At 72.6% G+C, this 14,182-nt stretch carries 8 protein-coding genes; 3 read left to right on the plus strand and 5 right to left on the minus strand.

The features are described 5' to 3' along the window. Nucleotides 1-201: 201 nt before the first annotated feature. Both OG406_RS35235 and OG406_RS35240 read left to right on the plus strand, forming a co-directional pair. Complete coding sequence (locus tag OG406_RS35235; protein WP_329189730.1) at nt 202-3,093, plus strand: ATP-binding protein; 2,892 nt, start codon at nt 202-204, stop codon at nt 3,091-3,093. A gap of 186 nt (nt 3,094-3,279) precedes the next feature. After that, nucleotides 3,280-3,777 (plus strand): hypothetical protein, encoded by a 498-nt coding sequence (locus OG406_RS35240; protein ID WP_164373534.1) that lies wholly within the window; start codon nt 3,280-3,282, stop codon nt 3,775-3,777. A 21-nt stretch (nt 3,778-3,798) separates the two neighbouring features. Here OG406_RS35240 and OG406_RS35245 read toward each other — a convergent pair whose 3' ends face one another. The 3 genes from OG406_RS35245 to OG406_RS35255 all read right to left on the minus strand — a co-directional run bounded on the left by OG406_RS35245 (nt 3,799) and on the right by OG406_RS35255 (nt 9,711). Beyond that, nucleotides 3,799-6,027 (minus strand): SpoIIE family protein phosphatase, encoded by a 2,229-nt coding sequence (locus OG406_RS35245; RefSeq protein ID WP_443067129.1) that lies wholly within the window; start codon nt 6,025-6,027, stop codon nt 3,799-3,801. A gap of 311 nt (nt 6,028-6,338) precedes the next feature. Next, on the minus strand, nt 6,339-8,306 hold the full coding sequence (locus tag OG406_RS35250) for an N-acetylmuramoyl-L-alanine amidase (protein WP_329189734.1): 1,968 nt from the start codon (nt 8,304-8,306) through the stop codon (nt 6,339-6,341). 265 nt (nt 8,307-8,571) lie between these two features. Then, nucleotides 8,572-9,711: an aminoglycoside phosphotransferase family protein gene (locus OG406_RS35255; RefSeq protein WP_329189736.1), complete on the minus strand. Its 1,140-nt coding sequence runs from the start codon at nt 9,709-9,711 to the stop codon at nt 8,572-8,574. Between the two features lie 236 nt (nt 9,712-9,947). On the opposite strand from OG406_RS35255, the gene OG406_RS35260 reads away from it, so the two are divergent. Beyond that, entirely contained in the window at nt 9,948-11,447 is a 1,500-nt protein-coding gene (locus OG406_RS35260; RefSeq protein ID WP_164373542.1) for a DNA-binding protein NsdB, read from the plus strand. A 118-nt stretch (nt 11,448-11,565) separates the two neighbouring features. Here OG406_RS35260 and OG406_RS35265 read toward each other — a convergent pair whose 3' ends face one another. Beyond that, nucleotides 11,566-13,053: a PP2C family protein-serine/threonine phosphatase gene (locus OG406_RS35265; RefSeq protein ID WP_329189739.1), complete on the minus strand. Its 1,488-nt coding sequence runs from the start codon at nt 13,051-13,053 to the stop codon at nt 11,566-11,568. A gap of 362 nt (nt 13,054-13,415) precedes the next feature. Beyond that, complete coding sequence (locus OG406_RS35270) at nt 13,416-14,096, minus strand: TetR/AcrR family transcriptional regulator (RefSeq protein WP_329189741.1); 681 nt, start codon at nt 14,094-14,096, stop codon at nt 13,416-13,418. Nucleotides 14,097-14,182: the final 86 nt, after the last annotated feature.

Consider the following 14,182-nt stretch of genomic DNA (forward strand, 5'->3'; position numbering starts at 1 on the left):
AGGCGGAGGACGCTCCCGCCGCGCCCGCACCCGGCCGCGCGTCTCCCTCGCGCCGCCCGCGTGCGACCGCGGAAAGGTTCCCTGAGCAGGAGCGCTCGAACAGGCTGCCCCACCGATGATCCCGGCGTACGCTGAGGTGCCTGGAGGTCACGGTACGCATCCGCATCGCCGCGCGGGCGCGACCGTGATCAGGGGGTGATCATGGGGCAGCGCAGCCTGCGTGGCCGTCGTACGCTCTTCGAGCGCGAGAGCGAACTGTCCGCCGTGGACGAGGCGTTGAGCGACCTCGCCGGGCCGCACAGGAACACCGGGGAGCCGCCCGGCCGTTCCCGCGGGGCGCTGCTGTCCTTCGCGGGCCACGCCGGCATCGGCAAGACGACCCTCCTCACCGAGGTGCGCCGCCGCTCCGCCGCCAAGGGATGCACCGTCCTGAGCGCGCGCGGCGGCGAGCAGGAGCAGCGCGTCGCCTTCCACGTCGCCCGCCAGCTCCTCCAGCCGGAGTTCGCCGGCCTTTCCGACGCCGAACTCCGCGCGACACTGGGCAGTTGGTACGCGATCGTGGGCCCCGCACTCGGCCTCTGCGCCCCCTCCGAAGGCGCCCCGCCCGACCAGCAGGGACTGCGCGCGGGCCTCGACTGGGTCCTCACCCACCTCGCCGTGCAGCGCGCCCCGATGGTGCTCGTCCTGGACGACGCGCACTGGGCCGACGCCGAATCCCTCAGCTGGCTCGCCGCGTTCGCACCCCGCGCCGACCAACTCCCGCTGCTCGTCGTCGTCGCCTACCGGCCCGACGAACTGCCCGAACACGCCGAGGCGTTCAGGAGCCTGCCCGGCCGTGCCGGCCAGCGGCCCATCGGGCTCGAACCGCTCAGCGCGGCGGCCGTCGCCCGGCTCGTCCGCGAGGACCTCGGCATCCAGGCCGACGACGCGTTCTGCCGCGAGTGCTGGGCGGTCACCGCGGGCAACCCCTTCGAGGCCGTCGAGCTGACCGCCAAGGTCCGCGACCGGGGACTGAACCCGACCGAGGACGGCGCGCACCTGCTGCGGGACCTCGCCGCCGCCGTCAAGGGCAGCGGCCTCATCGCCCGCCTCGAACGCCTCGGCACCGCGACCGTCCGCTTCGCCTGGGCCTGCGCCGTCCTCGGCACGGAGATCCGGCCCGCGCTCGCCGCCGCCGTCGCCGGACTCGGTTCCGAGGAGGCCGCCGACGCGGCGGACGCCCTGCGCACCGCCCGCATCCTCACCGGCGCCGACCCCCTGGAGTTCGTCCACCCGCTCATCGCCACCGCCGTCTACCGCGACATCCCCGGCGCCGTGCGCGTCGCCCTGCACGGCCAGGCCGCCTGGTGCGTGATCGACGAAGGACTCGGCCCGGCCGCCGCCGCGCGCCACCTCATGGAGACCCACCCCGACGGCGACACCTGGATCGTCCAGCAGCTGCGCGCCGCGGCCCGCGAGACCCAGCGCGCCGGAGCCCCCGACGCCGCCCGCCGCTGTCTCGCCCGCGCCCTGCGCGAACCGCCGCCCCCCGCCGAGCGGGCCGCCGTCCTGTACGAACTGGGCTGCGCCTCCCTGCTCACCGAGCCGGCGAACACGGTCAACCACCTGCGCGCGGCACTCGAAGAACCCATCGCCGACCCCGAACTGCGCCACAACATCGTCTACCGCCTCTCCCAGGTCCTCGCGCACAGCGACCGGCTCGCCGAGGCATCCGAGACCCTCGACGGCCAGATCCACGTCACCGGCGACGCCCGGGTACGGCTGCGCATGCAGTCCGAGCAGTTCATGTGGGACGCCTTCCGCGCCGACGAGCCCGACTCGCCCGCCCGCTCCCGCCGGCTGGCCCGGCTCGCCGACCGGCTCACCGGCCGTGACCTCACCGAGCGCTACGTCATCGGGCTGCGCGCCTGGGACGCCACCCTGCGCGGCGAACCCGCCCCGGTCGCCCTCCACCACGCCGAACGAGCCCTCGCCGGCGGCCTGGGCTGGGCCGAGGCCGACCGCGGTTTCGAGGTCCCGGTGCTGGTCGCGATGACTTTCATGTACGCCGACCGGCCGGGCCGCACGGAGGAGCTCTTCGCCACCGGCATCGCCGACTTCGAGACCCAGGGCTGGCACGGCGCCCATCTCTCCTTCGGCTACACGATCCTCGGCTACGTCCGCTTCCGCCGCGGCCGCCTCGCCGAGGCGGAGGACTTCGTCCGCGCCGGCCTCCGGCTCGCCGAACGCGTCGGGCCCGGGACCCCCGTCCACTGGTACGCGGTGGGCACGCTCGTCCAGGTCCTGCTGGCCCGCGGCCGGGTCGACGAGGCCACCCGCGCCGGCGAGCACTACGCGCTGCGCGCGCCCTTCCCGGCCGCCGTCACCTTCCCGGACGCCCAGACCGTGTACGGCGAACTCCTGCTCGCCCGCGGCCTCGCCAAGGAGGCGGCCGTCGAGCTCGCCTCCGCGGGCAGCCGGCTCGACGAACGCGGCATGCGCAACCCCTCCTGGTGTCCCTGGCAGCTCCACCTCGCCCGCGCCGAGAGCCATGCCGCCCCCGAGCGTGCCGTCGCCACGGCCCTCGACGCGGTGCAGCGGGCCCGTCAGTACGGCGCGTCCTCGGCGATCGGCCAGGCGCTGCGCGCGGCAGCGGAGGTCTCCCCGGTTCCGGACCGTGTCGGCCTGCTCGAAGAGTCGGTCGGCCACCTGGAGCGCTCCCCGGCCGCGTACGAACTGGCCCGCGCGCTGGTCGACCTCGGGACCGAACTGCGTCGCGCGGGACGCCCCAGGGAAGCCGCCGAGCACCTCTACCGAGGCCTTGACGCGGCCGTCCAGTGCGGTGCCGACGGGCTGGTCGGCGCGGCCCGTGAGGAGCTGGCGAACGCGGGACTGCGACCCCGCCGCCTGCACAGCACCGAGACGGACACCCTGACCGCCCGCGAGCGTGCCGCCGCCGCACTGACCGCGACGGATCGGACCCCGGCCCAGGTCGCGAAGGAACTGCGCATCGACGAGCAGGCCGTCGTCCGGCTGCTGTCGGCCGTCTACCGCAAGGTCGGAACGGACCGCACGGGGCTCGCCGCCGCCCTCCGGGAGCAGGCCACGTCCTGACGCGCACGGCGGGCGGGGGGACCGGCCGCGACCCGAGGCGGCGGCGTCCGGTGGGAGCTCCCGCGCGGCGCCGTGCGGTGCCGCCGGAAACCGCGGTCCGCCCGGCGACGGGAGGCGTCCCTCCCGGGTCCGAGCGGGCGGCGCCCACGGGACCCGGTGCGCCCCCCGGGCACGTACCATTGCGGCATGTCCTTCCTCCGCCGCCGCAGCGCCACGCCCGCCGGGCCCGACTTCGACGTTCTGGCCATGGACCCGGGCGACTGGCCGGGCAACCTCGGCGCGGGCCTGCTGCCCGCTCCCGACGGCAGCTGCCAGGGCGTCTTCCTGCGGTACGACCTCTTCGGCGGCCGCGGCCCCGCGATGATCATCGGCAACCTTCCGGAGGGCTCCCCGGCCCGCGACGTCGCCGAGGGCGAGGTCCCCTTTGAGGTGGCCCAGCTGTTGATCGCGCTGGAGAACGACGAGGAGGTCACCGTCACCGGCGCCGAGGACATGCCGGTGATGCAGGGCGACAACCTGCTCATCGTGCGCCGGCTGAAGCTCTCCGAGACGCGTATCTCCTGCGTCCAGTTCGACCGCAGCGACAACGTCCTGGTGACCATCGCGGCCTGGGACCGCCCGATCACCGACGACCTCTACGCGCTGCTCAAGCCGCTGCCCGCGGAGCTCTTCCAGCAGGGCTGAGGCCGAACACCCCCTCCGGCGTCACAGCTTGAGGGTGAACCACGTCGTCTTGCCCGCCTCCGTCGGCCGTACGCCCCAGTCGTCGGCGAGTGCGCGCACCAGGATCAGCCCCCGTCCCGACTCCTCGTCCTCCGTGGCCGCCCGGGGCCGCGGAAGGTGGGTGCTGTGGTCGCTGATCTCCACGGTCAGCTCCGTGGTGGTGCGGCACACGTGCAGGCCGATGGGCCCGTGCGCGTGCTGGACGGCGTTGGTGAGGATCTCCGACAGCAGCAGCCGGGCGTCGTCCGCGGTCGGCGCGCAGTCCCACGAGGTCAGTGCCTTGCTGAGGAAGGCGCGGCCCTCCGGCACGGACTCGGGCACGGGCGGCAGGTCGATGGCGGCCGTGGCCAGGGGCGCGTCGGGCAGCCGGGTGAGGAGCAGGGTCACGTCGTCGTTGTGCCCCTCCGCGTCCGGCAGCAGCGCCGCCAGCACCCGGTCCGCCGTCACCTCCAGATCGGGCGCGCCGGCGAACAGGTCCGCCAGGGTCGCGGTCAGCCGGCCGAGCTGGTCCTCGATGTCGGTGCCGGGCGTCTCGATGAGACCGTCGGTGTACAGGACGAGCGTGGCCCCCGGAGGTATCACCGCGGTGGCCTGCTCGTAGAGGACGTCACCGACGCCGAGGGGCGCGTTCACCGGGGCCTCCAGCTGGTGGGCGCCGCTGCCCGGCAAGGCCACCAGGGTCGGCAGATGGCCCGCCGAGCAGACCGTCACCTCTCCGGCGTCCGCCGAGATCACCACGTAGCAGCAGGTCACCAGCTGGTCGGGCACGTCAAGATCGCCGACGACCGTCTCCAGGGACTGCATCAGCTGCCGCGGCTGCATCCCCGTCTTGGCGAGCGCGTGCGCCGCAGACCGCAACTGCCCCATCACCGCGGCGGCCTCCAGGCCGCGGCCCATCACGTCGCCGATCAGCACACCGACCCGGCCGGCGCCCAGCGGGATCAGGTCGAACCAGTCGCCGCCCACCCCCGCCCCCTGCGTGGCGGGCCGGTAGCGGCTCGCGGTGGTCAGCCCCGGGATCGCGGGCGGCGTGCCCATGAGGCTGCGCTGGAGCGTCAGCGCGATGTGCCGCTGCTGCTCGTAGAGGAACGTCAGTTCCTCCTCCGCCTTCTTGCGGTCGCTGATGTCCCGGACGATGGCACACGCGCCGACGACCGAGCCGTCCGGGGCGCGCGTCGGCCACAGCGTGATGTCGACGTCCAGCAGGTCGCCCGAGCGGGTCAGCCGCAGCGTCTCGAAGTGCTCGACCTTCTCGCCGCGGCGCAACCGGTCCAGCAACGTGTCGATCTCCTCCCGTCGTTCGGTGGTGGCCAGCAGCGACACGTGCCGGCCCATCACCTCGGCCCGTGTGTAGCCGTAGAGCCGCTGGGCCGCCGCGTTCCAGTAGGTGATCTCGCCGTCGAGGGTCTTGGCGAGGATCGCGTCCTGCGACGACTCCACCAGGCCGGCCAGTTCGTTGATCCGGGCCTCGGCGCGCTTGCGGTCGCTGACGTCGCGGACGGCGGCGGAGACGAGGAGGCCGTCGGCGGTTTCGAGGGGGCTGAGGCTGATCTCGACGGGGAACTCGGTGCCGTTCTTGCGGAGGCCGTGGAGTTCGAGTTCGGCGCCCATGGGGCGGACCTGTCGGTTGGCGGCGTATCCGTCGCGGTGCAGGGTGTGGTGGGCGCGGAAGCGGCCGGGGACGAGGAGTTCGACGGGGTGGCCGAGGAGTTCCTCGCGTCGGTAGCCGAAGAGGGCTTCGGTCTGGGCGTTGACGAGGCGGATGGTGCCGGTGTCGTCGACGATGACCATCGCGTCCGGCGCCGCCTCCAGCAGTCCACGGAACCGTTCCTCCGCGGCCTTGCGGTCGCTGACGTCGCGGACGGCGGCGGAGACGAGGAGGCCGTCGGCGGTTTCGAGGGGGCTGAGGCTGATCTCGACGGGGAACTCGGTGCCGTTCTTGCGGAGGCCGTGGAGTTCGAGTTCGGCGCCCATGGGGCGGACCTGTCGGTTGGCGGCGTATCCGTCGCGGTGCAGGGTGTGGTGGGCGCGGAAGCGGCCGGGGACGAGGAGTTCGACGGGGTGGCCGAGGAGTTCCTCGCGTCGGTAGCCGAAGAGGGCTTCGGTCTGGGCGTTGACGAGGCGGATGGTGCCGGTGTCGTCGACGATGACCATCGCGTCCGGCGCCGCCTCCAGGAGCCCACGGAACCGTTCCTCCGCACCGGCCGGCACGGTGCCGGGCGGATCGCCGCCGCACTGGCACCGCCCCGGGTCCGCCGTATCGGCGGGACGCGTTGAAGTCCCTTTGACGAAGTCGCCCATGTCCGCCCCAGATGTGCCGCTTGGTGTGATTCGGCCCATCCCAGCGCACGCGGACCCCCGAGGGGGCGACATGTCGTTTACTGGCCCGAGCCCGGCCGAACCTGACCTCGCGGGCACATTCCCTGGTCGGTTGCCCCGGTCATCACCGTCGGGAGAACACCGGGGCCGGGCCCGCACGCGCGGACCCGGCCCCGGAAGGATGGACAGAACGACGGATACGGCTACCGGATCAGGTCGACGTCCGCGGCCCGCACGAACTCCACCCGGTGTCCGTACTGGATCTCGTAGTACATGTCCTTGCCGATCACGACCTTGTGCCCCGTCGTGTCGAAGGTCGGGGAGAAGAAGTACTCGCCCGGCACCTTGTCACCGGCCGCGTACCGCTGGCCCGCGAGGATCTTGTAGGGCAGCGGTGAGACCGCCTGGACGGGAACGCCCGCCGGGTAGGCCGCCGCCTCCGGGTACGCCCTCCCGTACACCGGGACCTCGGTGAGACCCGCCTTGGGCGTCACGACCGGGCCCGACGCCGTCACCGCGGTCGGCTGCTTCTTCGGGTTCTTGAACCAGGCCTTCTGTCCCAGGTACCAGATCGCCGTCCAGTCACCGGCACGCTCGGCCACCGCGTAGCGCTGTCCGGTGGAGACGCGCGAGGCCAGGTCGTTCACGTCGATCGTCGAGGCCGCACCGCTCGGATAGAGGCCGACGTCCTTGATCAGCGGTGAGGTCTCGTCCGGCTGGGAGTAGAGCCGCACCTCGCTGGAGCCGTGCGTGGCACAGGGCACGTCCTTCGTGACGCAGCCCGTGTACACCGGCTGGTTCTTCGCGAAGTCGGGCAGCACCGTCACCAGCGAGCCGCTCTTCGCGAGCGTGCGGTGGAAGGGGTGCCCGAGCAGGGTGAAGTAGTGCTGCCAGTCCCAGTACGGGCCCGGGTCCGTGTGCATGCCCGGGATCGTCGACGTGGTCGGTCCCGGCACGTTGTCGTGACCGAGGACGTGCTGCCGGTCCAGCGGGATCGCGTACTTCGCGGACAGGTACCGCACGAGGCGCGCCGAGGCCCGGTACATCTCCTCGGTGTACCAGGCGTCCGGCGAGGTGAGGAAGCCCTCGTGCTCCAGACCGATCGACTTCGCGTTCACGTACCAGTTGCCCGCGTGCCAGGCCACGTCCTTGGCCTTCACATGCTGGGCGATGTGACCGTCGGTCGAGCGCAGCGTGTAGTTCCACGACACGTAGGTCGGGTCCTGGACGAGGTTCAGCACCCCGTCCCAGGTCCCCTCCGTGTCGTGGATGACGATGTACTTGATGCTCTCCGACGCCGGCCGGTCGCCCAGGTCGTGGTTGCCGTAGTCGCCGTCCCCGAACTCCTCGTACGGAGCCGGGATCCACTCGCACGACACCGTCCTCGGGCACTCGGTGCCGTCGGCGGAGGCCGTCCGCAGCCCGGCGCCGCGCAGCTGCGCCGTGTCCGGGCTCAGCTTCGGCTGCGCCGCGAGCGCGACCCGCTGACCGGAGTCCGTCGTGCGCGACTCACCGCTCCGCAGCACCGCGTACACGTCGTCGGCGTACGTCGCCGCCGTGGAGCTGTCGTCGGCCCCCGAGAAGCGCGCGACCGCGCCGTACCAGTCGGCCGGGTCCGCGCTCAGCGGCCGGCCCAGGCCCTGCTGTGCGGCGGCGAGCAGGGCGGCGCCGCCCTCGACGTTCGCCGCCGCGTCCGAGCGCAGTCGCTCCGCGGAGAGCCCGGTGAGACCGGCCGCCTTCGTCAACGTCTTGAGCCGTGCCGGGAGTTCGGCGTCCGTGGGTACCTTCGTGTCCGGCAGCAGCGCCGGACGCGAGCTGTCGCCGCGGGCGTCCTCCGTGCCGTCGCTGTGGTGCGGCGACCCGGCGATCGCCGTCCGGGCGTCGGTCAGGTGCATGGGGCCGTAGCCGCCGCTGACGCTCGGGGCACCGGAGTGCGTGTCCCAGCGGGACTGCAGATAGGACACGGCGAGCAGCACGCTCTGCGGTACGTGGTACTCGCCGGCCGCGGTGGCGAAGGCCCGCTGCAGCCCTGCGGCCTCGGGCACCTCGGCGGCGGAACTCGCGGGAGCGGCGCCCAGCAACGGCAGCAGCAGCGCCGCCGAGGCGACGGTCCCCGCTGTCCTTCGGGCGCGTCTGTGTCCGGCGTTGGGGTCGGTGGCGGACCGGTGCAATGCAGCCTCCTGGGACGGTCGAGCGCGGTGGGGCGTGCGGGCCGAACGCGTCAGTGCTACCGGCTTCCGGACGATCCGTCAATCATGCGCAGGACGAGGCGATTTCCCATGTCAGCGCCGAGCGAGGAGGTTTCCGCGGCGGTGGCCCTCTCGCCTGCACGGCATCAGTGGCGTGGACCAATGACCCGAACAGCGGCAGGCCCGGACATGCCGAGGGCCCGCGGTGCGCCACCTTGCGGTGCGCTCCGCGGGCCCTCGTCCCCGGTCAGCGAGTGCCGACCGCCGCGCGTACGGCCCGACGGGCCATCTGGCAGTCGTCGTGCAGCCGCCTGAGCAGCAGCCGCTGTTCCTCGCCGGACGGCGCGGCGGCCGGCGGGGTCTGGCCCGGTGCGGCCGGGGCCGGGTCGTGCAGGGAACGCTGCACGGCCGTCTCGTAGGTACGGATCTCACGGGTCAGGACGAGCATCAGGTTGACCAGGAACGCGTCCCGGGCCGCCGGTCCCGCCGACTGGGCGAGCTGGCTGATCTGACGGCGCGCCACGGGGGCGTCGCCGAGGACGGCCCACAGGGTCGCCAGGTCGTAGCCCGGCAGATACCAGCCCGCTTGCTCCCAGTCCACCAGCACTGGACCGGCCGGTGAGAGCAGGACGTTCGACAGGAGGGCGTCGCCGTGGCAGAACTGGCCCATGCCCTGGCGCCCCGAGGAGGCGGCGATGCCGTGCACGAGCTTCTGGAGGTCTCCCATGTCCCGGTCCGTGAGCAGGCCCAGTTCGTGGAAGCGGGAGATCCGCTCCGCGTAGTCCAGCGGGGCGTTGAACGTACCGGCCGGCGGCCGCCAGGCGTTCAGCCGGCAGATGGCGCCCAGCGCCGCCCGGATGTCCGCGCGGGGCGGGGCCTCGACCGGGTGCCGCTGGAGCGCCGCGACCCGGCCGGGCATCCGCTCGATCACCAGGGTGCAGTTCTCCGGGTCCGCCGCGATCAGCCGGGGCACCCGCACGGGCGGGCGGTGCCGGACGAACGAGCGGTAAGCAGCTATTTCGTGCCGGATCCGCTCGGCCCAGACGGGGGAGTGGTCCAGTAAACACTTGGCGACGGCCGTGCTGCGTCCCGTCGTACCGACGAGGAGCACGGAGCGTCCGCTGCGCCTGAGCACCTGGACCGGAGCGAACTCCGGACAGATCCGGTGCACCGACGCGATGGCCGCGCGCAACTGGACGCCCTGAGGGCCGGACAAGTCGAGTCTCCCGCTGAGCGGTTGGGTGCCGAGCCCCGGCACGCGCCGCGCCCGGCCGGCCCCGAGTACGGGAGCCGCCTGACGCGCGGGGTCGAGGTAAGGGCCGCTGCCCACCGGGCGGGAGTGCAACGACCGGGGCGGAGCGGACACGGAGGACGATGCTGTGTACATGGGCGAAACAGATCCCTTCGTGTGCCTGCAAGTTGCTGCGCTCCCCGCCCGGTCGTCCCTGGGGTTCATCCTGGGGAATGGCCCTGCGGCAACCGGGTCGGGGTGGCGCATTCCTACCTGACACCCGACGTCCACTGGCACACCATCTGGCGCACCCTGGCGAACCCTGGCGAATAGTCGCTCAGCAACTGACAGGCGGTTACTGTCGAAATCAGCCGAGAACCTGGGGGCTTGACGTGAACGGACAACCCAACACCCGCCTCGCGGACCTGTTCGGCCTGGCCGGCTGGTCCAAGGGCGAACTCGCGAGAATGGTCAACCGGCAGGCGGCGGCCATGGGCCACCCCCAGCTGTCGACCGACACCTCGCGGGTGCGGCGGTGGATCGACATGGGAGAGATCCCGCGCGATCCGGTGCCGCGGGTGCTGGCGGCTCTGTTCACCGAGCGTCTCGGCCGTGTCGTGACCATCGAGGACCTCGGTCTGGTCAGGCACGGGCGCGCGGGGAAACGGCAGGGCGGCGGGAGTGTGGAACATCCCGACGGAATGCCATGGGCGCCCGAGCGAACCGCCGCGGTCCTCACCGAATTCACGGGAATGGACCTCATGCTCAACCGACGCGGCTTGGTGGGCGCGGGTGCCGCGCTCGCCGCGGGATCAGTACTCAGCTCCGCCATGCACGACTGGCTTCGCACCGATCCGGCCCTCACGGCCGACGCTCCGCAGTTCGACGATCCTCTGCACGCCGACCCCGCTGGGTTCGACCGCTACGAGGCCGCCCCCATCGGGTCGCAGGAGATCGAGGAACTGGAGCGCTCCGTCGAGGTGTTCCGGGCCTGGGACGCCTCCCGCGGTGGCGGGCTGCAACGCAAGGCCGTCGTGGGCCAGCTCAACGAGGTGGGAGGCATGCTCTCCTACCGTCACCCCGACCATCTCCAGCGGCGCCTGTGGGGCGTCGCCGCCAACCTCGCCGTCCTCGCGGGCTGGATGTCGCACGACGTCGGTCTGGAACCCACGGCCCAGAAGTACTTCATCATCGCCACGCACGCGGCCAGGGAGGGCGGTGACCGGCCCCGGGCCGGCGAGGCGCTCTCGCGGGCGGCCCGCCAGATGGTGCACCTGGGCCGGCCGGACGACGCCCTGGACCTGATGAAGCTCGCCAAGTCCGGTTGGGGCGACGAGGTCCTGCCGCGCACCCGGGCCATGCTCCACACCATCGAGGCCTGGGCACAGGCGTCGATGGGCAAGGGCCAGGCGATGCGGCGCACCCTCGGCGTGGCGGAGGAGCTGTTCGTCTCCGACCGCGGTGACGTGCCTCCGCCGAGCTGGATGCAGTTGTTCGACGAGGCCGACATGCACGGCATGCAGGCGCTCGCCTACCGCACCCTCGCCGAGCACGAGCCGGCGGCGGCGGCGACGGCGCAGCGGCACGCCAAGGAGGCCTTGAAACTGCGGGAGTCGGGGCGGGACCGGTCGAAGATCTTCGACCACATCTCGCTGGCGTCGGCCTGCTTCATCGCCGACGACCCCGAACAGGCAGACCGGTACGCGCGACTGGCCCTGACGTCGATGGGATCCAACTCCTCCCACCGCACCTGGGACCGGTTGCGCGAGATGTACCGGCTCACCGGGCAGTACTCCAGCTATCCGAAGATCAGTGACCTGCGTGAGGAGATCAAGCTCGCGCTGCCCAAGATGGCGTCGAAGCCCCGGGGCGGCAACAGCGCGCGGGCCTGAGGAGCAGGGCCCGGCCGGAGAATCCGGGTCGCGCCGGCCGTCACCCGTGATGAGGGCGTGACGAGGAGCCGACACGCGGGAACTCGGGGCAGCCACGGGCGGGCAGGGGACCGACGGGTCAGGAATCGGCCGGTCGGGAACCGATTCCGACGACGAGTACGCGGGCGTCGTCCGTGCGCGCGCTCTCGCCGAACTCCTCGATGACCAGCCGTACACAGTCCTGGGCCGTGGGGGCCCTGTCGAAGTCCGGGGCCAGGCCGAGCAGGCGTCGGACGGCCTCCGATCCGGCCTCGCTCCCGGTGGCGCCGGGGCGGGAGGACTCCGGTCGTCGTGGGACCAGTGCGCCGGTGTGCAGGACCAGTACGTCGCCCTGCTGGAGGGTCTCCTCGGCCTGCCCGTAGGGGGCGCCGGGGGTGGCGCCGAGCAGGACGCCCTCCGGCGGGGTCAGCGCGCGCCCCGTCCCGTCGCGGAACAGCAGGGGGGCGGGATGTCCGGCCTGTGCCCAGGTGAGGGTGCGGGTCTCGGGCCGGTAGCGGCAGCAGAGGGCGCTGCCGAGGACCGGCTGGACGGTGGGGTCGATCAGGTGGTCGAGCCAGGAGAGGAGCTGACCGGGCTGGGTGCCCGCCACGGCCATGCCGCGCAGGGCTCCCAGCATCATCGCCATGCCCGAGGTCGCCGCCACCCCGTGACCGGAGAGGTCGCCGACACTCAACAGTGTGTCGCCGTCGGGCAGTTCGAGTGCGTCGTACCAGTCGCCGCCGGTCGGGGCGCCGGGTGAGGCGGGGAGACGGTGGGCGGCGAGGTCGAGCGTCCGGGGGCCCCGGCGCGGGAACCGCAACGATCCGCGCCAGGGGGGCGGTACGGCCTCCTGCAGATCGGCCGCGAGCCGGTGCTCGGCCTCGGCGGCCTGTTGTTCCCGTTCCAGCGAGTCACGGGTCTCGGTCACGGTCCGCTGGCTGCTGCGCAGTTCGCTGACGTCACGCAGCACGGCCCACATCGCGGCGGTGCTGCCGTCGGCGCCCAGCACGGGCTCACCCATCATGTGCACCGTGCGCAGGCCGCCGTCGGGCCGGACGATGCGGAACTCCCCGTCGATGGGTTTGGCGTCGATGAGGCAGTCCGTGACCATCGTCGTCAGCATCGGCCGGTCCTCGTCGAAGACCAGGGACGGCAGTTCGTCGAGGGTGAGCGGGGGAGCCGCGGCGTCTCGTCCGAGGATCTGGTAGAGCTCCCCGGACCAACTCGCTTCGTCCGTCAGCAGGTTCCACTCGGCGCTGCCGACCCGGCTCAGCAGCGAGCCGCGCCGGGGAGGTGCCGGAGCGGCCGGTGGCGCGGAGGCGGCGAGGGCGGGAGGCCGGGCCGGCGCCGCCGGTGGTCCTTCCCGGAGCTGCGCCAAGTGCTCGTCCAGGTCGTTCAGTTGGTGCAGTGCCAGCGTGCACAGCGCGCGCTGCCAGCGTCCCTGTACGTCCTCGCCGTCGGCGGGTGCCTCACGCCGGACGGCGTCCACCTCACCGCGCAGGCGACGCGTCTGCGAGATGAGCGCGTCGACCGAGCCGGGCTGCGGTGGCTGGGCGGCTGGGCGGTCCGCAGAGAGATGGGGAGGCATGACGTACTCCGATGCGGGGACGGTACAACCTGGCCTGACGGAAGGACCGTTACGACTGTCGCACAGCCCGCGACGCGCTGTAAGGGATTTGGCAACACCCGATACGGTGGTGCTTCTGGTATATGCCGCAGTCCTCCCGGAGCGGGCGACCGGTCCCGATGCGGTAGCCACTCGACAGGCCAAGTCGTAGACAGAGTACGCGACTTGAGCCCAGACCGGTGGACCCGAACGGGTTTCTCAATCGCCTGTTCGAGGGTCGTTTGTGCGAGTCCCGTACGTCACGTGTTCGCCTGCCGCATCACGCGTTCCGGACGGGCCCGTCGTGTGCCCGCGCGAGGGTCCGTCGCCTGTGCGCGACCGACTCAGAGCGAACGCAGGAAGTCGGTCACCGCGGTCTCGTAGAGAAAGGAGGGATCGATCCCCATCGAGGTGAAGTTGTCCTCGATCTCCAGGCCGACCAGACCGTGCAGCTGTGCCCAGAGCATGGTGGACCGCATGGCCACGGCCTCCGGCACGTCCTCGAAGGTGTGCCGCTCCATCCAGGCCCTGAACTCGGCCGCCGGGCCCCGCGGCACCTCGGTCCCGGACTCCGCCAGCGCGCCCACGGCCTCCAGGAGCACGGTCATGGCGGGCTGGGCGGCCTCGACGAGGCGGGACGACTGGGCGTCGTAGCCCTGGAGAGGGGCCCGGAACAGCAGGCGGTAGCGGTGCGGCTGGGCCAGCGCCCAGGCGCGGTACGCCCGGACCAGCTCCTCGATGCGGGTGGCCGCGTCGCCCCGGGCCGACTCGGCCGCGCCGGCGAGGGCCGAGGTCAGGTCGGCGTAGGCGTCGATGACCAACTCGGTCAGGAGGCTGTCGCGATTGGTGAAGTAACGGTAGAGCGCGGGGCCCGTCATGCCCAGCTGCTTGGCGATCGCGTTGAGCGACAGGGCCTCCGGGCCGCCCTCGGCCAGCTGGCGCAGTGCCGCGGTCTTCACCTCCTGCCGCACCTGTGCGCGGAACCGGTCGCGCGGGCCCGTCCCGGTCCGGGTGTCTGCGGCCATGTCATCGCCTCTTCGTCTCGGGTGGGCAGGTGTGTTAGATGTTATCACGCATGCAATAAGGGATAACAGAGTCCTGGCTCGGTCCG

Source organism: Streptomyces sp. NBC_01428 (assembly GCF_036231965.1).
GTDB lineage: Bacteria > Actinomycetota > Actinomycetes > Streptomycetales > Streptomycetaceae > Streptomyces.